The sequence below is a fragment of the Desulfuromonas sp. DDH964 genome, assembly GCF_001611275.1.
Classification (GTDB): domain Bacteria; phylum Desulfobacterota; class Desulfuromonadia; order Desulfuromonadales; family DDH964; genus DDH964.
Window position 1 is genome coordinate 3119402 of the sequence record NZ_CP015080.1, and the last position, 23370, is coordinate 3142771.

Annotated in this window: 16 protein-coding genes; 5 read left to right on the forward strand and 11 right to left on the reverse strand. The window is 64.2% G+C overall.

Annotated elements, in window-relative coordinates:
* Positions 1 to 11 precede the first annotated feature (11 nt).
* The 9 genes from istA to ispG form a co-directional block, all read right to left on the reverse strand.
* Entirely contained in the window at positions 12 to 1538 is a 1527-nt protein-coding gene (gene istA, locus DBW_RS14355; RefSeq protein ID WP_066723643.1) for an IS21 family transposase, read from the reverse strand.
* Positions 1539 to 1659: 121 nt separating this feature from the next.
* Positions 1660 to 2136 (reverse strand): formylglycine-generating enzyme family protein, encoded by a 477-nt coding sequence (locus DBW_RS14360; protein ID WP_066728280.1) that lies wholly within the window; start codon positions 2134 to 2136, stop codon positions 1660 to 1662.
* Between the two features lie 77 nt (positions 2137 to 2213).
* Positions 2214 to 2894 carry an FKBP-type peptidyl-prolyl cis-trans isomerase N-terminal domain-containing protein gene (locus tag DBW_RS14365; protein WP_066728282.1) on the reverse strand — a complete coding sequence of 227 codons (681 nt, stop codon included), beginning with the start codon at positions 2892 to 2894 and terminating at the stop codon, positions 2214 to 2216.
* 109 nt (positions 2895 to 3003) lie between these two features.
* A complete protein-coding gene (locus tag DBW_RS14370; protein ID WP_082820368.1) occupies positions 3004 to 5424 on the reverse strand; it encodes a multicopper oxidase family protein in 2421 nt (806 codons plus the stop codon).
* Positions 5425 to 5779: 355 nt separating this feature from the next.
* Positions 5780 to 6448 (reverse strand): response regulator, encoded by a 669-nt coding sequence (locus DBW_RS14375; RefSeq protein WP_066728284.1) that lies wholly within the window; start codon positions 6446 to 6448, stop codon positions 5780 to 5782.
* The gene (locus DBW_RS14380) at positions 6445 to 7809 is read right to left on the reverse strand and encodes a PAS domain-containing sensor histidine kinase (RefSeq protein WP_066728285.1); all 1365 of its coding nucleotides are present in this window, start codon (positions 7807 to 7809) and stop codon (positions 6445 to 6447) included. Before DBW_RS14380 ends, DBW_RS14375 begins: the two co-directional genes overlap by 4 nt.
* A gap of 181 nt (positions 7810 to 7990) precedes the next feature.
* A complete protein-coding gene (locus DBW_RS14385; RefSeq protein ID WP_066728287.1) occupies positions 7991 to 9433 on the reverse strand; it encodes an HD-GYP domain-containing protein in 1443 nt (480 codons plus the stop codon).
* Entirely contained in the window at positions 9430 to 11115 is a 1686-nt protein-coding gene (locus DBW_RS14390) for a HEAT repeat domain-containing protein (protein WP_197463650.1), read from the reverse strand. The genes DBW_RS14385 and DBW_RS14390 overlap by 4 nt, the downstream gene beginning before the upstream one ends.
* Before the next feature lie 276 nt (positions 11116 to 11391).
* Positions 11392 to 12450, reverse strand: coding sequence for a flavodoxin-dependent (E)-4-hydroxy-3-methylbut-2-enyl-diphosphate synthase (gene ispG, locus DBW_RS14395; RefSeq protein ID WP_066728291.1), 1059 nt, complete (start codon positions 12448 to 12450; stop codon positions 11392 to 11394).
* A 257-nt stretch (positions 12451 to 12707) separates the two neighbouring features.
* Here ispG and rlmD point away from each other — a divergent pair, with 257 nt between their 5' ends.
* The 3 genes from rlmD (at position 12708) to DBW_RS14410 (ending at position 15583) form a co-directional block, all read left to right on the forward strand.
* Positions 12708 to 14153: a 23S rRNA (uracil(1939)-C(5))-methyltransferase RlmD gene (gene rlmD / locus DBW_RS14400; protein WP_082820370.1), complete on the forward strand. Its 1446-nt coding sequence runs from the start codon at positions 12708 to 12710 to the stop codon at positions 14151 to 14153.
* A 109-nt stretch (positions 14154 to 14262) separates the two neighbouring features.
* Positions 14263 to 14847, forward strand: a complete 585-nt coding sequence (gene yedF, locus DBW_RS14405; protein WP_066728293.1) for a sulfurtransferase-like selenium metabolism protein YedF — start codon at positions 14263 to 14265, stop codon at positions 14845 to 14847.
* 34 nt (positions 14848 to 14881) lie between these two features.
* A complete protein-coding gene (locus DBW_RS14410) occupies positions 14882 to 15583 on the forward strand; it encodes a DUF6901 family protein (RefSeq protein WP_066728295.1) in 702 nt (233 codons plus the stop codon).
* 98 nt (positions 15584 to 15681) lie between these two features.
* On the opposite strand, the gene DBW_RS14415 is transcribed toward DBW_RS14410, so the two are convergent.
* Together DBW_RS14415 and gltB are read right to left on the reverse strand one after the other, a co-directional pair.
* Complete coding sequence (locus DBW_RS14415; protein WP_066728296.1) at positions 15682 to 17154, reverse strand: glutamate synthase subunit beta; 1473 nt, start codon at positions 17152 to 17154, stop codon at positions 15682 to 15684.
* Between the two features lie 96 nt (positions 17155 to 17250).
* The gene (gltB, locus tag DBW_RS14420) at positions 17251 to 21846 is read right to left on the reverse strand and encodes a glutamate synthase large subunit (RefSeq protein WP_066729866.1); all 4596 of its coding nucleotides are present in this window, start codon (positions 21844 to 21846) and stop codon (positions 17251 to 17253) included.
* A 200-nt stretch (positions 21847 to 22046) separates the two neighbouring features.
* On the opposite strand from gltB, the gene DBW_RS14425 reads away from it, so the two are divergent.
* Together DBW_RS14425 and DBW_RS14430 are read left to right on the forward strand one after the other, a co-directional pair.
* Positions 22047 to 22826, forward strand: a complete 780-nt coding sequence (locus DBW_RS14425) for a hypothetical protein (protein WP_066728298.1) — start codon at positions 22047 to 22049, stop codon at positions 22824 to 22826.
* A 132-nt stretch (positions 22827 to 22958) separates the two neighbouring features.
* The gene (locus DBW_RS14430; RefSeq protein WP_066728300.1) at positions 22959 to 23366 is read left to right on the forward strand and encodes a hypothetical protein; all 408 of its coding nucleotides are present in this window, start codon (positions 22959 to 22961) and stop codon (positions 23364 to 23366) included.
* The last annotated feature ends 4 nt before the right edge of the window (positions 23367 to 23370 follow it).

Genomic DNA, 23370 nt, shown 5'->3' on the forward strand with positions numbered 1-23370 from the left:
GGTCTCCTTGGTCAGTGGTAGTAGCCGGCGCCGCGGATGTTGTCGTGACTCGGCAGCAATGAGAGTTGGGACTCGGTGGACTCGGGGAGCGACTGGCGGTCCAGTCCGGTTTTGAGGATCGAGGCGACGCTCTTGAGGCGACAGGCGTTTGTTGCCAGGGCCCGCTGGCAGGCCGCCTCCAGGCGCTCGGGCGTGTAGGTCTTGGCCAGCCGGATCAGCCCCAGGACGCTGCGGTAGCCCTGCTGGGGATGGGCCCGTGAGGCCAGGATCTTCTCTGCCAAGGCGGCGGTGTGCGGTCCGGTTTTGGCCGCCCAGGAAACCAGGCGCTGCGGCGTCCATTCGGCATACTCCCTGTGGCTTTTGGGCATGTGCTCGCCGAGAGTGGTGTGGCGACCGCGCTCAGAGGAGCGGACATGGGAGGCCACCCGTTGCCCTTTGTGCAGAAATTCGACGGTGGTCGCCGTCAGGCGCACGTCGAGCTGCTGCTTCACCAGCACATACGGGACCGAGTAGTAGTGGTGGTCGACTTCGGCATGGTAATCGATGTTGACCCGCGCATGGCGCCATTCGGCGAACGTATAGGGGGTCGCCGGCAGAGGATTCAGAGCCGGACGTTCCAGGGTGTCGAAGAGCTGCTGGCGGCAGCCGGGAAGCTTCTTGAAGGGGCGCCGGTTGAGGTGCTCCACCAGCTCCCGAATGGCGGCGTTGGCCTCGGCCAGACTGAAGAAGGTACGGTTGCGCAGCCGCGCCAGGATGAAGCGCTCGGCGACCAGAACCGCCGCCTCGACCTTGGCCTTGTCTTTGGGTTTGCGCACCCGCGCCGGAATCACCGCGCAGCCATAGTGAGCGGCCAGCTCCGCATAGGTGGGGTTGATGTCCGGTTCGTAGCGGCAGGGTTTGGAGACGGCGCTTTTCAGGTTGTCCGGAACAACGATCTCGGGCACTCCGCCGTAGAAGGAGAAGGCCCGGACATGCGAGCCGATCCAGTCCGGCAGCCCTTGGGTCCAGGTGGCTTCGGCAAACGTCTGGGAACTCGCCCCCAGGGCCGCGACGAACAGTTGCGCTTCGCGGATCTCGCCGGTGCGGCGGTCGACGATCGGCAGGGTCTGGCCGGTGTAGTCGACAAACAGCTTCTCGCCGGCTTTGTGCACCTGACGCATCGACAGACGCAGTTTGCCGGACCACTCACGGTACAGATCGCAGAAACGGCTGTAGCGATACCCCTCGGGATGGCTGTTCTGGTATTCCTCCCAGAGCAGCCCCAGGGTGACGCCCTTGCGCTTGAGTTCCTGATGGATGGTCGCCCAGTCGGGCATGGGGCGCTGGTCGGCGGGAATGACTGGCGCTGGCGGAAAGAGCAACTGTTCAAGTCGGGTTTCGTCCAGATTCTCTGGCAGCGGCCAAGACAACCCGGCGTGAGCGGCGCGTCTCAGAAATTCGCCCACCGTGGTGTGTGACGTGCCGACGGAGCGGGCGATGGCCCGCTGTGTCAGGCCGGCTTCGTAATGCAGACGCAGAACGTCCTTGATCTTGCGCATGGATAACCTCGTGTGTGCCAATGGGACCACCTCCTGGAAAAAGTCCAGAAGGTTGTACCCCGCGGTTACCCAGCGTCGCGAGAACTTTGATCAGTCTGACAGATTCACCGACCTCTTCCGCTCAAACTGGAAAGTTTGGATCGGAACGGGTGGAAACCTTGCGTCGGAATGACTGGCAAGTTTGCATCGGAATCGGTGGAAAGTTTGGCTCGGAATACGCATAATAACTCCTGACACTTTCAGAAGAGTGCCCAGCCCCCTTTTCACAGCCCCGATGCACAGTCAATCGCGCTCCGGTCTGCGTCCGGCGCCATTCGGCCTCGGTCGGCAGCCAGAAGTTTTTCCCCGTCTGTTGATTCAGCTTGTACAAAAACTCCTGCACGTCGCACCAGCTCACCCGCTCCACCGGGCAGTCGTCACCGCAACCCGAAAAGTACGATGGATTATTCCCCATCAGCCGATGCCACTGCCCTTGCGTTACCTCGGTCTTGCCGATCCAAAAATCATCGACGCAAACCTTGTGCACCGGCTTCTCGTCGCTATCGCCGTCACCAAAGGTGTCCCCCATCTGAAAACAACCACCCTTGACTGCAACCATCTCCCCTGTCAGCTCCTTTTAGCATCTCCCTTTTCCATTCCGCTAAACCGAATAAGTGATCCGCATTCCCACAAAAGCTACGGCTTGGCTGTCTGACCGAGAACTTTTACCAGTTTGACTTCGAAAATCACCGTCTGATCGGCCAGGGGTCCGCGTTCGCCAAAGGCCAGATCGGGCGGCACGAACAGCTTCCACTTCGCCCCTTCGGCCATTAGCGGTAAGGCTTCGCGCCAACCGGGAATGACCTGGCTCAGGGAAAACTCCACCGGCGCCCCTTCTGCAGAGCGGTCAAATTCCTGCCCGTCGAGGCGCATGCCGCGGTATTCCACTCTAACCCGATCGTCCGGTCCGGGTTGTTTTCCCTGACCGGGGACAAGAACCTGGTACTGAAGCCCGCTCGGCAGCGCAACTACCCCTTCCCGTTTGGCATTGGCGACGAGGAAATCCCGCCCCTCACGCAGGGTCTGTTCCCGCTGCACCCCCTGTTGTTTGAGGACCTTCTTTTTCAGGGCTACCAGGACTTGCTTCATTTCGTCCTGGGTCAACAGCGTCGGTTCTCCCTGCATGGCATCCCGCATCCCCTGCAGCAGCATCTGCTCACGGATATCAACCTGCTGCTGTTTCAGGTCGCCGCCGATCTGATAGCCGAGGCTGTAGTTGATCCGGTCCATCTCGTCCGGTTGCGTTGCCGGCTCGGCGGCCAGGGCCAGGGGGACGAGAAACATCAAGAGCCCGCCGGTGAAGATTGCTACTTTCATAAGTCTCTCCTTTGGGGAGATACGTTCTTTGTAGGGCAACACCCGAGCAGGGTCGCCGCGAAGGGCGACCCTGCTCGGGTGCGTTCAGCGCCGCACTGCGGCGACCGGGCTAGGGACCAACGACGTATGGACGCATCATTTCGTTGTCCTCATGTTCGACAATATGGCAGTGCCAGACATACAACCCTGCAACGTCGAAACGTGCCCGGACCGTGGTAATCTCGCCCGGATAGGCGATCACTGTGTCCTTGAAGCCGGTTTCCCAGGGTTGCTGCGGCACCGGCACCGGGGCGGGAACCACCCCCGGGATCGGCGTCCGGTTGATCACCGCGAAGCGCACCAGGTGCAGGTGGATCGGGTGGGCATCGACGGTGAAGTTGTAGATGTTCCAGTCCTCGACAGCGCCGGTGGCCGGGTTTTCGGTGACATTGACCGTCACGGTCCCTCCATTGGCCAGGGTGATGACCTTGTCGGTCCCGGCCGTGGTCATGTCGGTCCAGTTAAGGGCGATGCCGAGCGGCAGTGCCGGGTTGGTCTGGTCGACGATACCGACCTTGGCGGCGATCGGCGCCATCGGAATGGAAGCCGGCCTGGTCGCTGCGCAGAAGGCGCCGATGGTGCCCGGTCCCACCCCGGGAGGGAGCGGGGTCGGGGAGACGGCGACAACGGAAATCGCCCCCACCGGACTGACGGTGACACACACCTGGCCCGACTCTTCTTCGTTGAGGGAAACGTCCCGCTGGTTGCTCGGAGCGCCGAGCGTGGAGACCTGCTCAGCGGGGAGTGCCAGCAAGGTCGGATCGGTGGCAGCGGCGGGATTGACGGTCACGCCATCGGCCAGGACCGGGTCGGTGGGACTGGCGCCCAAGGGTCCGCCGGCATTGGCCGGGGTCCCGTTGACCACGAACTGGAGCACCTGGCCGGTGGTGCTCGGATCGGCCGGAACATCCGGGAAGCCGCCGAAGGGAGCATCCGGCGCGGTATTGTACATGCGGATGATGGTCCCGGTGGGGAGCCCGCGGAAATCGACGATCACGTCAGCCCGCTCGGCCAGCCCCATCAGCAGCGCCTGCTGAGGATCGGGAGCCGCGACCGGGGCCTGGGCCACGCCGCCGACATAGGTGGTGGTCATGCCGCTTTGCACCTTGACCACGTTGGGGAGGAAGCCCTGCTCGGCGCCGATCTGGTAGAAGGGGATCTCGACCCCGAGCTTGTCGGCTTTGACCTTTTTCTTCCCCTGCAGTTTGCCCCCCGGGGTGATGACTTCAAACATCGACAGGTTCAGGAAACGTGAGTTGCAGCCGTTAAGTAAACGCAAACGGTAGAGGGCCGGGGCCACCTCGAGGCTCGGCCAGGAGACGCCGTTGACCACCATGACGTTGAAGAAGGCTTCCGGGTTCCAGGTTGGCGCGATGTCGGTGGAGATCGGCGCACTCCCGGTATAAGGGCCGGGATAGCCATCGAAGAAGGTGCGACTGGCCGGGTAGAAGAGGCTACCGTCGAGGTTGAAGGAGCGATCCTGAATGACGATGGGGATTTCGCGAATAGTGTCGCGGACGGAGGTCGGCACAACACTCTTCGGCGCGTTGAGATCCAGCACCCCCTGGCCGGCGACAGGGGCCGGACCGGGAAGGACCCCGGGCGGCAGGTCATTGGCGCCATTACGAATCAGATAGAAACCAGCCGGGCCGGCATAGACGTTGAGGCGGGTCATTCCGAGGGTATGGTCGTGGTACCAGAGGGTGGTCGCCGGCTGGTCGTTGCGATAAGAATAATCGGCATAGCCGAGGTTCCCGAAATTCACCCCGGATGCATCATCGAAGAGGGTCCCGGACGTGGCGTAGCTGTTGGGAATGTTGTTGGCGGCCGGCAGCCACCAGGCCTCGGGATAACCGTCGCTGTGCGGGTCGACATGGGCGCCGTGAACATGGGTGACGATCGGCACCGGTCCGGTGTAGAGGGCCGGGTTGCTGGTGGCACAGTCGGTACGATTGGCAACACCGTGGCGGCAGCCAGTCGCAGGTGGGTTGGCCCAGTGCAGGGTCTGGTCAACCGGCAGCAGGTGCGGCAGGTAGTTGCCGGTGGCCGGATCGACCAGGTCATTGATCCAGCGCACGTTGACTGGCTTTCCCGATGTGGTCTCGAGGGTATAGGCCGGATAGTTGAACTGGGATGCGGGATCCGGAGCGATGACCGGCGTCGGATCGATTGCCGGGCCGTAACTCCAGAGGGTGGTTGCCGGGAACGCATCGGCCCGGCCGTTGATGGTGTTCCAGATACCACCGGGGAGTATCTGTTGCTGGAACTGGCGAACGGCGATGTCGTAGTTGTCCGCGCCGCTGCCGTTGTTCTTCATGACCGGAGGAATGACCAGCGGGGTAACGTATTTGGGGATCGTCAGCGGGTCGAGGGTTCCGCCCGGCAGAGGGGCCGCCGGGCTTTGCACAACAGTGACAGCACCGACCAGCAGCAGACTGCAACTGAGGATCAGTGCTATCAGGTAATTGCTTCTCTGTGTCACGGTTTTCATAGGTCGGTTCTCCTTGAAGCGCGAGATTCAATTCTCACCAGGCATCGCCATTCCTGCGTTGAAAATTATCAGTGCTGGCATTGCATTTCCCTGGTTGCCCCGGCCGGAGACGCCCTGCAAAGTTTGGCGTGCGGCCCTAAAGTGAAGCTATGAAATAATCCGGCAGTTGCCGCTGTTGCTGACCGTTATTCAGTTCTGTGGGAAAGCACAATCGGCATCCGCGGCCTTCAGCAATGGTTAGTGACTACATTAGTAATCTATTCGACACCACCGCACAATGCGTCAATGGCGCAAAGCGCGGTAGCAAAAGGCGCATTTTCAGGGTGGGATTAGACAAGGGAGGGAGTTGGGACGGCTATTCTTCCCAGAGCCGGGGATCGATCAGACCGATACGAATGGCGTACTGCACCATCTTGACGGGATTGTCGATACCGATTTTCCGGGCGATGCTGGCCCGATGTTTATCGACAGTCTTGGAGCTGATGCAAAGCAGGTCGGCAATTTCCGCAGTACTGTTCCCGGCGACTACCAGGCGAAAGACCTGCTGTTCCCGCTCGGAGAGCTCATCAAAGCTTCCCCTGGCCGGTTTTTCCTCGTGACCGCTCAGGTAGCCCTCAATAACCTGTTGCTGAATCTGGCCGCTCAGGTAAATGCGGCCGTCACGAACGGCGCGAATGGCGGCGAGAAGCTCCCTGCCAGGCGCGCCCTTGACCACGTAACCGCTCGCTCCCAACCTGAGGGCTTCGTGGGTATAAACCTCCTTTTCATGGGAGGAGAGGATCAGCACCCGCGTTTCGGGAACGGCATCACGCACCAGCTTGAGGGCCTCCAGACCATTCATGCGCGGGAGGGCGACGTCGAGCAGCAGCACTTCCGGGCGCAACCGGCGAGTCAAATCGACGGCCTCCACGCCATCGCCGGCCTCGCCGATCACCACCATATCGGCCTGGGCCGCCAGCAACAGGCGCAGGCCCTCCCGCATCAGGGCATGATCATCAGCTATCAGGATTCGAATCGGATTCACTCCTCCTCCGTCAGTAGAGGAACCCAGGCACAGACCCGGGTCCCTTGCCCCGGTTCTGAAGTGACTTGAACTTTACCGCCAACCGCCAGGGCCCGTTCGTGCATGCCGAAAAGCCCGATCCCCCAGTGGCCGTCCACGGAGACCAGTTCGGGGCCCGGCACGAACCCCCGACCATCGTCGACGATTTCCAGTTCCACCCCTCCCGCCTGCGAACGCAGGCGAACCCTGACCGCGCTGGCAGCGGCGTGCTTGAGGACATTATTCAGGGCTTCCTGGCAGATGCGGTAGAGGGCAATGGCACCGTCCCCGCCGGGCGTCTCTTCCAGGGGCTCGGCCGCAAAATCAATCCTGAAGCCGGTCTTCTGCATGGAGAACTCTCCCGTCAACCACTCCAGGGTGGCCGCCAGGCCAAGCTCCTCCAGCATGGCCGGCAACAGCCGGTCACAGGTTTGGCGAATTTCGGTGCGCAAGCGGGCGACGCTGGCGAGAAGCCGATCACAGTGAAACTGGAACTCCTCCTGGTTCCGCCAGTGCCCCTCCTTCAGCATCTCGACCCCGAGTTGAACCACGGCCAGAACCTGGCCGAATTCATCGTGCAGGTCGCGCGCCAGATGTTTTTTCTCCATCTCGACGCTATGCATGAGCTGGTGAGAAAGCTGGCGGATATCTGCCTTCTGCTGCCGTAGCGCCGCCTCGGCCTCTTTACGCAGACCGATATCGGCAATCGTCCCGACCGCCCGCAGCGGCGTCCCGTCCTCGTCCCGTTTTACGACCCTGCCCCGAACCAGGATCCAGGACCACGCCTTTGCTTCTCCGGGCAGTCGCAACTCGGCTTCAAAATTCGCAATCCTGCCGGCGAGATGATCATTCCAGGCGACCAGAGCCGCCCGCCGGTCGTCCGGATGAATGCGAGTCTGCCAAACCGCAAGGGCGGGAACCGGCTCGTCCGGGCCACACCCGACAAGCTCCCGACAGCGCGGACTGAAGTAGGCCGAGCCTCCCACCAGGTCCCAGTCCCAGACGCCGTCATTGACGGCGTCCAAGGTGGTATTGAGCCGCTCTTCGCTCTCCAGCAGCCTTTCCAGCGCCGCCTTGCGGGCCTGGTACTGATTCATCAGGGGGCGATAGTGGAACAGGTAGAAGGTGGGGGAGAGGAACAGGAGAAGCATTACGGCGTCGAGCAGGGCACCGGCATAGGTATCCAGCTCCCCGACGCTGTCAAGAATCAGCATGACCGAAAACTCGGCCAGGAAAATCGACAGGACCATCAGGGGGAGGATACGAAGCGGCGACCCGCCCAGGATTAGCTGGTCGAGCCGGAACCAGTTTTTGCCGGGCTGCCTGAACTCCTCGGTCGCCATACCACCCATCACCTCATGAAATCACCAGGGAATCAGCCATTTCATTCGCACCTCGGTCTTGAAAAAACAGGAAACACCTCCGGCCAAGTATAGCAGCGCAGCCGGAAAGTCCAAAAAACCGGGGGAGAATAGACCAGGGGAGACCAGGTGAAGGCTGGGTAGACCGGCATACATCTGCCGTTCAGAGAAAGTAGCGGCTGGTATCGATCCCGAATTGGCGGGCATCGAGGGTCTTGGCAATATTGCGGGAGCCGTCGGCAGAGAGATCGACCGTGGCGCCATCGATTTCGTTCCCCGCCGGGTCGGCGATGATCTGCACCAGCGGCCGGTCCCAGAGGAAGAGTTCCTCGGGGTTGCCGACGACGACGGCGAGTTCGCCGGTATTCAGCCGCAGCAGGGTACCGAGGGGATAGGTGCCGATGCAGTTGACGAAAACCTTGAGGAGAACAGGGTCGTAGGTTTTCCCTGCCTTGTCGAGCATCAAGCGCAGGGCTTTTTCGGGCGCAATCGGGGTCCGGGTATAAACCCGGGAGGAGGTCATGGCGTCGTAGCAGTCGGCAATACTGATGATGCGGCCAAAGAGACTGAGCCGGCGGTAGGGATACTTGGGATAGCCCGAAAGATCGAAATTCAGATGATGCTCGAAAGAGCCGACGATAATACGGGCGTTCAAGAGATCGAGCCCCTTGAGCTTCATCAGGAGCTTGACCCCGAGCACGGGATGTTTCTGGATGATCCGCCACTCCTCCGGCTCAAACTCCTGGGGCTTGTTGAGCAGTTCCGTGGGAATATCGGATTTGCCGATGTCATGAAAGAGCGCTGCCATCCCCAGCTCGCAGAGCCGCCCGCGGCTGAGACCGATCCGCTGGCCGATGGCGAGAGAAAGGATGCAGACGTTCACCGAGTGGTTGTAGGTGTACTCGTCATGGCAGCGGATGGTGGTAAGCCCGAGCAGATTGGTTTCATTGTCCAGCAGCTGGTCGATCATGGTCTGGACGACCCGTTTCGATTTGCGCAGCCGCAGGGTCTGCCCCATCTTGGCGTTTTCCATGACCTCGGCGGTGGCGCTGACCGTCTGCAGGTAGATCTGCTGGGAGCGGGCCCGACCGTCTTCGAGTCCGGGCCGCGCCGCTGGTGGCGCTGTTTCACTCTCTTCGGCCAACGGCTCCAGTTCAATGCCGGTGATCCCGCGCCCGTGCAACTGGGTGACCACCCGGTAATAGATATCCTCTTCAGCCTCCCCGGGCTCGATCTCGTTGAGGAGGGTGGCGAAGCGGGAGAGCTGCTGGGTCGCCACCGCCGGGTCGAATTGAATTCCGCCGATCCCCAGCCGCTTCATCAGGGTAAGGACGTAAAAGATCGCCTCCGCTCCGGCGGCATCGGGTTTCAGGCGGACGTCACCGAGCAGAAGGTAGCTCCCCTGGGTGCGGATGGAGGGCTCCTCGTTGTGCCGGTGAATCTGGCGCACCGTCTCCTGGAGCTGGCTGACCGGGGTGGCGAGGGCCGCATGCCCCTCGGGGTAGTTCTGGGCCGTCTTCAGCAGGACAAAGAACTGGACGCTCAGGCTCTTGCCGAGCCGAACGAGATCCCGATCGAGGGACTGGGAATTCCCCTGGAGAGTCATTGCGCCTCCCCGGCGTCGCGGGGCGGCGCGTCCGCCTGCTCATACTCCTTCAGGGCCTGGAAGATCAGCTCCTCCAGCGCGCTCCCCTGCCATTTGCCCTGGGCTTTTCCCAGCGCCTCGAGGGCCGCCGGGGTGCGAACCTTCTTCAGCCCGGCAATGGCACAGATGACCTCCTCGCTCTGTTTCGAACGGTTGAGCCACCCCGTCTTGATCGCCATCCGCCGCAGCTTCGGCACCACGCTGTCGCCGGCCAACAGTCCCAGCGCCTCGAAAAAGGCACATTTCTCCGCGATACTTCTGTGGGCGAATTCCTTCTCGTCAATGATCGCTTCGATCGCCGGCAGCGCCGGCGTCCAGTGGGCCGCGGCGAGAGCTCCCAGCGCCCGGATACGCAACGGCTCCGATTCATCGTCCAGGAATCGCAGCATCTCTTTACGGGCGCGGGGATCGGGATGCTTCAGCAGGTAACCGAGCACCTCTTTGCGGACCTGCGGATCGGGGTGGTCGACCAGCGCGATGACCGAGCCGAGGCACTTCTGGTCGCCGATAAGGGTAAGGATGGTGAGGATGTTGCGCACCAGAAACCAGCGCTTATCCCGCAGAAAGGGGTAGAAGCTTCGCGGGGAATCCTTGCCACATTCAGCCAGCGCAGTGATGATGTTCTTGCGCATCTTCCGCTTCTGGACCTTGCCGAGGACTTCACAGATCGACGCGGTATGCCGGGAGCCAAGGTAGCGGAAGAGGTCGACAAGGTCGTCGAGAGAAAGGTCCTCCAGGGTATCGAAAGGCTGCTGCAGGGAGAGGACGACCTCCGCGGTGACCCCGGAGCCGCTGCCGGCCCGGATCATCTCCCGCTTGCCGGGCGGAACCTTGTCGCTCGCCGCCATCTTCTGCAGAAAGCGAATCAGCTGCAGGGCATCACCGAGTCTTCCCTCCTGCAGGAGGCTGCCGATGAGGTTGTCGGTTATTTCGAGGAAGTCACCGAACAGCCCGCGCCCCATCTCCCCGGCCAGGATCGCGGCGAGGATCCGCATGACCTCGGGCAGCGGGTCCTGGCTCTCCTCGGCCGTCGTCTCCTGCTTGAGGGCCGCCGCCTCCGCGGCAGTGAGCGGCTGGATCGGTTGCGCCACCGGCTGGACCACTGGCTCCACCGGGGTCTGGTAAACCCTTTGTATCCCGGGCTGTTGGGAAGCATCCGCCGGGAAGGAGGCCTGCTGCGCGTTCACTTCGTTGAAGTCGTCGGCGAGAACGTAGGTGATATTGGGGAGGTCTTTCATCCAGAGCAGGGTGACGATATCATCGTCGGTATCGGCGGCGCGGTTCTGCCCGACAATATCGAGAAAATCACAGATTTCTGCAGGCTGGAGCCCCGCGCTGAAAATCAGGGAACGGATACCGTCCGCGTAGAGACGAAAGCCGATACTCTCCCGCGGATCCCGACTCTCGTGAATCTTGGTCCCGAGGTAGGAGGTGGTGTACTGGTCGACATCGAACTGGCACTGGCCGTAGCGTTCGAGGTGACCGGTCGTCTTGGTGATCGAGTCCTGGATGAATTTTTGCCGCAGGGGGTTGTTGGGCAGATACATCCGAAACGCCTTGGCGGCTTTGAGCAGGGACCAGAGGACTTCGGTCGCCGAGGCGAGCTCCTCCTTGAGGCGGATTTCGTCCGCCGGGCCTTTCATCGGTCTGCCATCATTCATCGACATTACATGCAACCTTTGCGCAACGCTTCCCCGTTTCGCCCCGGGTTCGGCAGGTCAGGCAACCTCCCCGGATGGCGCCGCCGGCGCCCGAAACTTTCCCTCCCGATGATCATGCCACTCCATTTGGCCCGATAGTTCCTTCTACCTTCGGACCCGCGCCTTGTCAACCTCGCCGTTGCCTTAACCAACCTGCCGGCGAGATGGAAGCGCGGCGCGGGCGGAGAGCTGTTGCCGCAACCGGGAGTTTCTGGCGGGCTATTCCTGTTCTGCCAGCCTGCGTGCTTCGGCGACCAGCGCCTCGACCATCTCGGCCTCGGGAACCTTGCGCACCACCACTCCCTTGCGGAAGAGGAGCCCCTGCCCCTTGCCGCCGGCGATACCGACATCGGCTTCACGGGCCTCGCCCGGTCCGTTGACGACGCACCCCATCACCGCCACGGTGATCTTTTTGGGCAGGTCGTGGAGGCGTCGCTCGACCTCTTCGGCGACCGGGATCAGGTCGACCTGGCAGCGGCCGCAGGTCGGGCAGCTGACGAAGACCGGGCCGTGTTCACGCAGTTCGAGGCTCTTGAGAATTTCCCAGCCGACGCGGACCTCTTCAACCGGGTCGCCGGTGAGGGAGACGCGCAGGGTATCGCCGAGACCGCCCTCAAGGAGGGTGCCGATGCCGACGGCGCTCTTGATGGTGCCGCTCCAGGTGGTGCCGGCCTCGGTGATGCCGATGTGCAACGGGTAGTCGACCGCGGCGGCGAGAAGGCGGTAGGCCGCCACGGTGCGGCGGATATCGGAGACCTTGAGGCTGACCTTGATCTCGCGGTAGCCGAGATCTTCGAGAATGCGGATGTGGCCGAGAGCGCTCTCGGCCATCGCCTGGGCGGTAGGGTGCCCGTACTTCTCCAGCAGCTCCTTCTCGAGGCTGCCGCCGTTGACGCCGATACGGATCGGGATGCGGCGTTCGGCGCAGGCTCTGACCACCTCTTCGACCTTCCAGCGCGCCCCGATGTTGCCGGGGTTGAGCCGCAGTCCGGCGACCCCGGCCCGCAGGGAGGCGAGGGCCAGCTGGTAGTCGAAGTGGATATCTGCGATCACCGGCAGCGGGCTGGCGCTGCAGATCGCTGCGAGAGCCGTCGCGGCGTCAGCATCGGGGACCGCGCAGCGCACGATTTCGCAGCCGGCCGCGGCGAGGCGACCGATCTGGGCCAGGGTGGCAACCGCATCGCGGGTGTCGGTGTTGGTCATCGACTGGACCGAGACCGGCGCGCCGCCACCGATGGCGACGGGACCGACGAAGATCTGGCGGGTGATGCGGGGCATAAAAATCTCCGGTTTGAGGTTTGCGTTTCAAGTTTGCATAGCGCCCTTGGGAGACGCCGACTCCAGGTGAAAAAGGGATCTCCTCGGCGCGCCGGGGTTTGCAACCTAAACCGCAAAACCCAAAACTCAAAACTGCACCATCCCCGCCGAGTCTACAAGGCGCCGCGGCCGGCCGTCAAGCACCACCGCAATTGACAGCAGCGCCCCGGAAAGAGTATGGTTCCGCCTCAGAAGTACCCACTTGACTAAGGATCCCCATGGCCCAGCCGCCCCGTCCGAAAAAAGTCGCCACCACCCGCCCGCCCCGCAAAAATCAGCGCCCGGCCCTGCCGACGGTGGAGACGACCATCGAACGCCTCGACGACGACGGCGTCGGCATCGGCCCCTACGCCGGCAAGGAACTGCTGGTCCCGGGCGCCTTTCCCGGGGAGAAGATCCGTGCCGCCCTCGAACACGAAGGGCAGCGCCGCAGTGTCGGCCTGCTGCGCGAGGTCCTGGTTCGCCATCCCGACCGCATCAACGGCCCCTGTCGCTGTGCCGGCGACTGCCTCGGCTGCCCGCTGATCAATCTCGCCTATCCGGCCCAGCTCCAGGTCAAGGCGGAGCGGGTACGCGCGGCCCTCGCCGCCCGGGAAGGGCTCACCGCGGTACCGGTGCGGGCCCCCTGGGGCGCCGAGCACCCCTTTGGCTACCGGACCAATGCCAAGCTGGTCCTGGCCAAGGAACGGGGGAAGGTGAGCGTCGGTCTCTACCGCCGCGGCAGCCACCAGGTGGTCGATATCGGCAACTGCCCCCTGCACCATCCGCTGATCAACCGCATCGTCGCCACGGTACGCAGCGAGATCGAACGGCAGCAGATCTGGGTCTGGGACCCGAAACGCCAGCGCGGCCTGCTCCGTTACCTGCTGGTGCGGGTCAGCCCGGGGTCGGGCAAGGCGATGGTCACTTTCGTCACCACCGAAAAGGATTTCACCCAGCTCACCCGGCTGGCCAAGGCGCTCAAGGCAAAACTTCCGGAGATCATCTCGGTCCAGCAGAATATCAACCCGACCGCCGGCAATGTCATCTTCGGTCGCGAGACGCTGCGCATGATCGGCGCTCCCGACCTCCTCGACCAGCTCGGCGAGGTGCGGCTGCGCATCGCCCCGACCGCCTTTTTCCAGGTCAACCACGAGCAGGCGGCGCGCATCTACGCCCTGGTACGGCAGTGGGCGGCGCTCAAACCGGAGGAGAGCGCCGTCGATCTCTACTGCGGTATCGGCGGCATCGCCCTCCATCTCGCCCGGGATGCCGGCCGGGTAATCGGCATCGAGGTGGTCGAAGAGGCGGTGCGCAACGCCCGTGAGAACGCCCGCCTGGGCGGCCTTGGCAACTGCACCTTCCGCGCCGGGGAAGCCGAGGAGCTGGTTCACGACCTGACTCTCGAAATTCCTCCCGGCAGCGTTGCCGTCGTCAATCCCCCCCGCGGCGGCTGCGAGGCCGCGGTCCTCGAAGCGCTGGCCGGGCTCAAGCCACGGCTGCTGGTCTACGTCTCCTGCAACCCGGAGACGCTGGCGCGCGACCTCGCCCTGCTGGCCGGCCACGGCTATCGCACCGAGGAGGTGCAGCCGGTCGACATGTTTCCGCAGACCGGCCACATCGAGTCGGTGGCACGGCTCGTCCCCGACCCGCGCGGGAAAAGGCCGAAGGCGCGGCGAAGTTGAACTCCTGGTTTTTCATAGGTCCCAGTAGTCCCAGTAGTCCCATAGGACCTATGCGACAAATGGGACCTATGAAAAACTACAGTCCCCAATTTTCCGGAGGCCCTACCCCATGAAAACCCTCGACTGCCGCGCCCACCAGTGTCCCCACCCCGTGGTCGAAACCCGCAAGGCAATCCTCGCCGCGCCGGACGAGGCGCTGACCGTCCTGGTCGGCGACGATACCGCGCGGGAGAACGTCGGCCGGATGGCAGCAAGCCTCGGCTTTGCGGTCGAAGTTGCAGCGACCGAGGGCGGCTTCGCCCTGCAGCTGCAACCGGGGACGGGCCCGGCGAGCGAGGTAACGCCGGCCGCGGCGACCGGGCCGACCGTGATCTTCATCGGCGCCGAGACGATGGGGAGCGGCAGCGACGAGCTCGGCCGCCTGCTGTTGAAGAACTTCCTGATCACCCTTCTCGATCTCGACAGCGCCCCCGACGCCATCCTCTTCGTCAACTGCGGGGTGAAACTCGTCTGCCAGGGCGCCGAGGTGCGCGAAGCCCTCGAACAGCTCGCCTGCCGCGGGACCGATATCGCCGCCTGCGGCCTCTGCCTCGACTTCTATGCCCTCAAGGAGGAGGTGGCGGTAGGACGGGTCACCAACATGTTCGACATCGCCCGGACCCTGACCGGGGCGGGACGGGTGGTGCGCCCCTGAGCCGTTGCCGGGAGGGGAGAGGACAGGACGAGCCGTGAAGACCTTCGCCATCGAGTACCGCTTCCGCTTTCCCGACGGCCGCCGCGAGCGCTACGATCTGCGCATTGACGCCGCCACCCTGGAGCTGCAGCAGGACCAGATCACCACCCCGCCCTGGACAAGCCTCGACTTTCACCAATGCCCCAACTGCCCCCTCGAACCGGCGCGGCAGAGCCATTGCCCGGCCGCTGTCGCCCTGGTGCGCCTGGTCGCCTCCTGTGCCCGCCTGGTCTCCTACGATCGCCTCGAAGTGGAGATCGTCACCCCGGAACGGGTCATTTCCAACGACATTCCGGCCCAGCGCGGCGTCAGCTCCCTGATGGGGCTGATCCTCGCCACCAGCGGCTGCCCGCGCACCGCCTTCTTCAAGCCGATGGCCCGCTTCCACCTGCCGCTGGCAAGCGAGGAAGAGACGATCTACCGGGCCGCCTCCATGTACCTGCTCGCCCAGTACTTCCTGCGCAAGGACGGGGCAATGGCGGACCTCGACCTGGAGGGGCTGAAGAGAATCTACGCCGACCTCCATATCGTCAACCGCACCCTCGCTGACCGTCTGCGCCATGCCATCGAGGAGGACTCGACGATCAACGCCCTGATCCTGCTCGACCTTTTCGCCAAGAACATTCCCTTCGTCATCGAGGACTCCCTGGAGGAGATCCGCTACCTCTTCGCCCCCTTCCTCACCAAATCGAACTGAAAAACCGAGAGAGCGGGGAGCCTCTCGGCCTCCCGCCCTCTCGGTTTGAATTTAAACCATACGTCCCATAGGACCGATGGGTCCTGTAAGGCCTATCCCTAAGGCAGATCGCTCCTCCCCATCAGGTAGCGATCGACCTCCCGCGCCGCGGCGCGCCCTTCGTTGATCGCCCAGACCACCAGGCTCTGGCCACGGCGGGCGTCGCCGGCGGCGAAGAGCCCGGGGACGCTGGTGGCGAAGGACCCATAGTCGGCCAGCAGGTTGCTGCGGCCGTCGCGATCGACCTCGACCCCGGTCGTCACCGTCGCTTCCGGACCGAGGAAGCCCATCGCCAGCAGCACCAGCTCGGCGCCGATCACCCGCTCGGTGCCGTGCACCTTTTTCGCCTGCAGCCGCCCCCCCTCTTCCAGCCACTCGATGTCGTGGACCCGCAGCTGCTTCACCCGTCCCTGGTCGTCGCCGAGGAACTCGTCGGCGGTCACCAGGTACTGGCGCGGATCGGCGCCGCAGGTCGCCTTGGCCTCCTCCTGGCCATAGTCGAGGCGGTAAACCCGCGGCCACTGCGGCCAGGGGTTGTTGACGGCGCGCTTCTGCGGCGGACGCGGCATGATTTCGAGCTGAACGACACTCTGGCACCCCTGGCGCAGCGCGGTGGCGACACAGTCGGTGCCGGTGTCACCGCCGCCGATCACCACCACCTGCTTGCCGGCGGCGTCGATTTCGAGGGGGGTGCCGTCGAGGAGCCGGCGCGTGTTGTGGGTCAAGTAGTCCATGGCAAAGTGAACCCCCTGCAACTGGCGGCCGGGGATCGGCAGATCCCGCGGCGCGGTGGCCCCGCAGCAGAGGACCACGGCATCGAAATCGGCCTGCAGTTGCGCCAGGGAACGGTCGCGCCCGACCTCGACCCCGGTGACAAACTCGACCCCTTCGGCGGCGAGGAGATCGGCGCGCCGCTGCACGAAGGCCTTGTCGAGCTTCATGTTGGGGATGCCGTACATCAGCAGGCCGCCGACACGGTCGGCGCGCTCAAAGACCGTCACCTGGTGCCAGGCCTTGTTGAGCTGGGCGGCGCAGGCGAGCCCGGCCGGCCCGGAACCGACCACCGCGACCTTCTTGCCGCTGCGCCCGGCCGGTGGCCGGGGCAGGATCCACCCCTCTTCGAAACCCCGGTCGGCGATCGCCTGCTCGATCGCCTTGATCGTCACCGGCGGCTCGATGATGCCGAGGACGCAGGCCCCCTCGCAGGGGGCGGGGCAGACCCGGCCGGTAAATTCGGGGAAGTTGTTGGTCATGTGCAACCGCTCCAGCGCCTTCTGCCAGAGGCCGCGGTAGACGAGGTCGTTCCATTCCGGGATCAGGTTGTAGACCGGGCACCCCGAGGCCGCACCGGCGATGGTCAGGCCGGTGTGGCAGAAGGGGGTGCCGCATTCCATGCAACGCGCCCCCTGCTCCCGGCATTTTCCCGCCGGGTAGTGGAGATGAAACTCCTGCCAGTCCTTGAGCCGCTCCGCCACCGGCCGGTCGGCCGGCAGCTCGCGGTAATATTCGAGAAATCCGCCTTGCTTGCCCATAGTTGTATGCTCCGTGGAAAGCGACCTGGTCGCTTGTTGCTCAGTTTTTCACAGGTCCCATTCTATGGGACCCCTGGGACCGATAAAATACTCTCCCTAATTCCCCCCGACCCTTGCCAGATCGCCGGCATTCTCGGAAAAGGCGGCGCGCAGGGCCTCCTCGCCGCTGTGGCCGGCAGCCTCGGCGCGCGCGATCGCCTCCTGCATGCGCCGGTAATCGGTGGGGTAGACCTTGACGAAGCGCCGGACGCTGCGGTTCCAGTCGGCAAGAATCTCGTCGGCGCGGTTGGAGCCGGTCAGGGCCGAGTGGCGTTCGATCAGCGTCCTGACCCGATCGATCTCCGCCGCAGCGGCGAGGGGCTCGAGATCGACCATCGCCCGGTTGCATTGGGCGGGAAACCTGCCGTCGGCGTCGAAGACATAGGCAATCCCCCCCGACATGCCGGCGGCGAAGTTGCGGCCGGTGGGACCAAGAATAACCACCGTACCGCCGGTCATGTATTCGCAGCCATGATCGCCCACCGCTTCGACCACCGCGGTCAATCCCGAGTTGCGAACGCAGAAGCGTTCCCCGGCCATGCCGCGGATGAAGGCCTCGCCGGCGGTGGCACCGTAAAAGGCGACATTGCCGACGATGATGTTGTCGGCCGGATCAAAGGTCGCGCTGCGGGGCGGGAAAATGACGATGCGGCCACCGGAAAGCCCCTTGCCGCAGTAGTCGTTGGCGTCCCCCTCGATGGTCAGGGTCAGCCCCGCCGGGACAAAGGCACCGAAGGACTGGCCGGCGCTGCCATTGAACTTGAGGCGGATGGTGTCCTCGGGAAGCCCCTTGGCGCCGTAACGCCGGGTCACTTCGCTGCCGAGCAGGGTGCCGACGACCCGGTTGACGTTGTGGATCGGCAGCGAGGCCTGGACCGGGGTCCCTTCCTCCAGGGCCGGTTCGCACAGGCGCAGCAGGACGGTGCGGTCGAGGGCGTGGTCGAGACCATGGTCCTGGGCGATCCTGCAGGTCTGCCCGACCTCCGGCCCCAGCTGCGGACGGTGGAGAATGGCGCCGAAATCGAGGCCACGCTCGGCAATCACCGGACTGTGGGGGTGTCCTTGCAGCAGGTCACTGCGGCCGACCAGCTCTTCGAGGGTGCGAACACCGAGGCGCGCCAGCAGTTCCCGCACCTCGCGGGCGACGAAGGTGAAAAAGTTGACGACGTGGTCGGGAGAGCCGGCAAAGCGGGAGCGCAGCCGCGGATCCTGGGTGGCGACCCCGACCGGGCAGGTATTGAGGTGGCAGGCCCGCATCATGATGCAGCCGAGGACCACCAGGGGCGTGGTGGCGAAACCAAACTCCTCGGCACCGAGCATGGCGGCAATCACCACGTCGCGGCCGCTCTTGAGCTGACCGTCGGTCTCCACCGTGATGCGGTCGCGCAGCCCGTTGAGGAGCAGCGTCTGGTGCGTCTCCGCCAGTCCCAGCTCCCAGGGGAGCCCCGAGTGGTGGATACTGGAGAGGGGTGAGGCGCCGGTGCCGCCGTCATGGCCGGAGATCAGCACCACGTCGGCCTTGGCCTTGGCGACGCCGGCGGCGATGGTGCCGACGCCGACCTCGGAGACCAGTTTGACGCTGACGCGCGCCTCGTGGTTGGCGTTCTTCAAATCATGGATCAGCTCGGCGAGATCCTCGATCGAGTAGATGTCATGGTGGGGCGGCGGCGAGATCAGGCCGACCCCCGGCGTCGAGTGCCGGGTTTTGGCGATCTCCGGGTAGACCTTGTGGCCCGGAAGCTGCCCCCCCTCGCCGGGCTTCGCCCCCTGGGCCATCTTGATCTGCAATTCCCGGGCATTGACCAGGTATTCGCTGGTGACGCCAAAACGGCCGGAGGCGACCTGTTTGATGGCGCTGTTGCGGCTGTCGCCGTTCTCGTCGGGCTGGTAGCGGGCCGGATCTTCCCCCCCCTCGCCGGTGTTCGACTTGCCGCCGAGGCGGTTCATGGCGATCGCCAGGGCCTCATGGGCTTCGCGGCTGATCGAGCCGTAGGACATGGCGCCGGTCTTGAAGCGCTTGACGATCGCTTCCACCGGCTCGACCTGTTCGAGAGGAATCCCTTCGGCCGGGAAGTGGAAATCGAGCAGGCCGCGCAGGGTGCGCGCCTGGCGCGCCTGGTCGTCGGCGCGGGTGGTGAACTCCTTGAAGAGCTTGTAATCCCCCTTGCGGGTCGCTTCCTGGACCAGGTGCACCGCCATCGGCCCGAGCTGGTGCGTCTCACCCCCCTGCCGCCACTGGTGCTTGCCACCGGGGGTGAGGCCTTCGTCCGGATCGCGCCGGGCCGCGAAGGCATGCTGGTGTCGAATCAGGATGTCGCGGGTGATCTGTTCCAGGCCGATCCCGCCAATGCGCGACGCGGTGCGGGTGAAGTAACGGTTGATCAGGTCCTGGCCGAGACCGACCGCCTCGAAGATCTGCGCGCCGCGGTACGACTGGATGGTCGAGATCCCCATCTTCGCCATCGTCTTCACCACCCCCTTGGTGGCGGCCTTGAGGTAATTGTAAATCGCCTTGTCGTGATCGATGTCGGTCAGGATCCCCTCGGCGATCACCTGGCCGAGGCTTTCCAGCGCCAGGTAGGGGTTGATCGCTCCGGCGCCGTAGCCGATCAGGACCGCGAACTGATGGACCTCGCGGGGCTCACCCGACTCCAGCACGATCCCCGCCAGGGTCCGGGTTCCCTTGCGGATCAGGTGGTGATGAAGGCCGGCGACGGCGAGCAGTGCCGGCAGCGGCGCCCTTTCGTTGTCGACACCGCGGTCGGAAAGGATCAGCAGGGTGGCGCCGTCGGCGATGGCGGCATCGGCCGCGGCAAAGAGCTGATCGAGGGCTTCCTCCACCCCCGTGCGCCCGGCGGCGGCAGCAAAGAGGATCGGCAGGGTCACTGCCTTGAGCCCCGGGCGATCGAGGGCCTTGAGCCGGGCGAGCTGGCCGTCGTCGAGGAGAGGCTGGTCGATTTCGACATGGCGGCACGACTCCGGCTCGGCCTTGAGCAGGTTGCGTTCAGCACCGAGGGTGGTTCCGCTGGCGGTGATGATCTCCTCGCGGATACTGTCGATCGGCGGATTGGTGACCTGGGCAAAGAGCTGCTTGAAGTAGCTCGGCAGGAGCTGGGGGCGCTCGGAGAGGACCGCCAGCGGTTCGTCGGCGCCCATCGAGCCGATCGCCTCGACGCCAGTGCGCGCCATCGGCGCCAGCATCCCGCGCAGGTCCTCGAAGCTGTAGCCGAAGGCCTGCTGGCGCTGCAGCAGGGTCGCTTTCTCCGGGGGGGGCGGGGCGGCGGCGGGGAGATCCGCCAGGCGCACCAGGTGGGAGTCGAGCCACTCCTGGTAAGGCTTGGCGGAGACGATGCCGGCCTTGATCTCCTCGTCGGGGATGATGCGCCCCTGGGCGGTATCGACCAGGAACATCTTGCCGGGCTGCAGCCGCCCCTTGCGCAGGATACGATTGGCGGGGAGTTCGAGCACCCCGGTCTCGGAAGCGAGAATCACCAGATCGTCCCGGGTCACCCAGTAGCGCGACGGCCGCAGGCCGTTGCGGTCGAGCACCGCGCCGATCTGCACCCCGTCGGTAAAGGCGATCGCCGCCGGCCCGTCCCAGGGTTCCATCAGGCAGGAATGGTACTCGTAGAAGGCGCGCTTCTCGGCGGACATCCCGCTATGGTAGCTCCAGGGTTCGGGGACCATCATCATCACCGCATGGGGAAGGGAGCGCCCCGAAAGGTGGAGAAATTCGAGGCAGTTGTCGAACATGGCCGAGTCGCTGCCGGCCTCATCGATGACCGGCAGGATCTTCGCCCAGTCGTCGCCGAGCCGGCGGCCGACCAGCAGCGCCTGGCGCGCCGCCATCCAGTTGACGTTGCCACGCAGGGTGTTGATCTCGCCGTTGTGGGCGAGGTAGCGGTAGGGATGGGCACGGGTCCAGTTGGGAAAGGTATTGGTGGAGAAGCGCGAATGCACCAGCGCCAGGCCGCTCTTGATCTCGGGGTTGCGCAGGTCGAGAAAGTACTGCGGGAGCTGCGGCGGGGTCAGCATCCCCTTGTAGACGATGACCCGCCCCGAAAAGCTGCAGACGTAGAAACTCTCCTCGAAGGAGGGACCGAGCAGACGCACGGTGTTGGTGAGATGGCGCCGGCAGACGTAGAGACGCCGCTCGAACTCGATCTCGTCGGTCAGCTCCGGCGGCCGGGCGACGAAGAGCTGGCGGATCACCGGCTCGAGGTAGCGCGCCCCTTCACCGAGACGGCTGTTGTCGGTCGGCACCCGGCGCCAGCCGAGGAAGGTCAGGCCGTGGTCGGCGACGATCTGCTCGGCGAGGCGCTCACAGCGGTGGCGGTCATTGCGATCGCGGGGGAGGTAGAGCATCGCCACCGCATAATTCCCGGCCGCCGGCAGGCGGGCGAGGTCCTCGCCACATTCGCTGACGAAAAAGTCGTGGGGAATCTGCAGCAGGATGCCGGCGCCGTCCCCGGTGTCCGGGTCGCAGCCGACCGCGCCACGGTGTTCGAGATTGCGCAGCACCTCCAGGGCCTGCTGCACCAGCTGGTGGCTGCGCGTCCCCTTGAGGTTGACGACAAATCCGACCCCGCAGGAGTCGTGTTCCAGGGCGGGGTCGTAGAGCCCCTGGGCGGTAGGGCGATCAAATCGGGTCATGGCAAAACCTCGCGAAGTCACGGTGAACGGGGCCGCCAAAGGGCACTCCCGGCGGTGAATAAAGAGATCGGATTATAACACAATCGGCAGCAAACTTGTGAACCTGGCCGGCCGGGTATCTTTCCTGGTTGATTTTTTTTCGCTGGTGCATAAACTGCAGGAGGTTGACTATCATTGACCCTGACTTCAGGAGGTTTCCCATGCCCAGTATCCGTCACACTCTTGTTCTGCTCGCCCTGTTCGGCCTCGCGGCCACTCCGGCCCTGGCCGACGAAATGGTCTCGATCAAGGCCGGCTACCAGTTGCTCACCCCCGAAGGGACCTTCGCCGTCGGCAGCAGCAGCCTGGCAGGGACTCCCGTTGATTTGGAAAAGGACCTCGGCTTCGACGACAGCAAGGATGTTACCGCCGAGGTCGCCCTGCAACTCGGCGACTTCCGCCTCGCCGTCGGCTACCTGCCGATCCAGTTCTCTGGCAACGGCCAGCTGACTGGAACCGTCAACTTTAACGGGAAGACCTATTCGGGCGGGGTTCAGACCGCCAGCGACGTCGATATCAAGCTCTACGACGTCAGCCTCGGTTACCACCTCTTCAATTTCGATGACACCCCGGTACGCTTCCAGCTCACCCCGGAGCTTTCGGTCAAAGTCGTTGACGCCGCTCTCAGCATGGATGGGCAGGAAAATATCACGCTCACTCCAATTCACGAGGAAGATTCGGTCACCGCGCCGATCCCCACCCTCGGCGTGCGCACCCGCATCGGCCTCGCCGACTTCCTCGCCGTGATCGGCCGCGTCGGTTACATGGAGTACAACGACAACTCCTTCCTCGATGCCGACGCCCAGGTCGAGTTCTCGCCGATCCCGATGGTCGGGCTCTATGGCGGCTACCGCTACTTCGATCTCCAGGTCGACGACAGTGACATCCTCATCGATGCCCAGTTCTCCGGCCCTTACGTCGGCGCCTTCGTACGTTTTTAAGGTCCCGGAACAATCCTTTGCCAACCCAAGAGAGAGGGGGCGGCCGCCGGGCCGCCCCCTCTCTCTGTGCCGTAACCGGCGCGCCCCTTGCAATTCCCCGGGGGAGACTCTTTCCCCAGTGGGAGGTGCCCCGTGGAACTTGACGAAAACCAGTCGATCCGGCTCTGCCTCAGCCCCCTGCTGATCTACGCTCTGCTCAGTGAAATCCCCCTGCACACGGGCCCCCGGGGCGAATGGCAACTGCTGCGCGCCCTGGAAGAAGGGTTGCAGGGGGACGATCCTTTGAGCCTCACCCTGGTCGACGGGCTGAAGAGCAACCTGCACAAATTCTTCGCATACTTCTGCCAGCACTATGCACAGGCAACCGCGGACGAGCTTCTGGCCGCACTCGCCAATGTGCGCCGGACCCTCGATGAACTCGCCGCCAAAGGCTGCGATCCGGCGGGATGCCGGCGAACGCTGGTGCGCTTTACCGAGGTTCTGGCGGTGCAGACAAAGGAGCAGGGTCACAGCACTGCGGTTCGCCAGCTGCTGGCCTGACCCT

What these genes read in the sequence shown, in the direction of transcription:
- DBW_RS14385 (WP_066728287.1), bottom strand. Translation starts at nt 9,433, where the DNA reads ATGACTCTCCAGGGGAATTCCCAGTCCCTCGATCGGGATCTCGTTCGG.
- gltB (WP_066729866.1), bottom strand. Translation starts at nt 21,846, where the DNA reads ATGACCCGATTTGATCGCCCTACCGCCCAGGGGCTCTACGACCCCGCC.
- DBW_RS14425 (WP_066728298.1), top strand. Translation starts at nt 22,047, where the DNA reads ATGCCCAGTATCCGTCACACTCTTGTTCTGCTCGCCCTGTTCGGCCTC.
- ispG (WP_066728291.1), bottom strand. Translation starts at nt 12,450, where the DNA reads ATGCCCCGCATCACCCGCCAGATCTTCGTCGGTCCCGTCGCCATCGGT.
- yedF (WP_066728293.1), top strand. Translation starts at nt 14,263, where the DNA reads ATGAAAACCCTCGACTGCCGCGCCCACCAGTGTCCCCACCCCGTGGTC.
- DBW_RS14370 (WP_082820368.1), bottom strand. Translation starts at nt 5,424, where the DNA reads ATGAAAACCGTGACACAGAGAAGCAATTACCTGATAGCACTGATCCTC.
- rlmD (WP_082820370.1), top strand. Translation starts at nt 12,708, where the DNA reads ATGGCCCAGCCGCCCCGTCCGAAAAAAGTCGCCACCACCCGCCCGCCC.
- DBW_RS14380 (WP_066728285.1), bottom strand. Translation starts at nt 7,809, where the DNA reads ATGGCGACCGAGGAGTTCAGGCAGCCCGGCAAAAACTGGTTCCGGCTC.
- DBW_RS14390 (WP_197463650.1), bottom strand. Translation starts at nt 11,115, where the DNA reads ATGAAAGGCCCGGCGGACGAAATCCGCCTCAAGGAGGAGCTCGCCTCG.
- DBW_RS14365 (WP_066728282.1), bottom strand. Translation starts at nt 2,894, where the DNA reads ATGAAAGTAGCAATCTTCACCGGCGGGCTCTTGATGTTTCTCGTCCCC.
- istA (WP_066723643.1), bottom strand. Translation starts at nt 1,538, where the DNA reads ATGCGCAAGATCAAGGACGTTCTGCGTCTGCATTACGAAGCCGGCCTG.
- DBW_RS14360 (WP_066728280.1), bottom strand. Translation starts at nt 2,136, where the DNA reads ATGGTTGCAGTCAAGGGTGGTTGTTTTCAGATGGGGGACACCTTTGGT.
- DBW_RS14415 (WP_066728296.1), bottom strand. Translation starts at nt 17,154, where the DNA reads ATGGGCAAGCAAGGCGGATTTCTCGAATATTACCGCGAGCTGCCGGCC.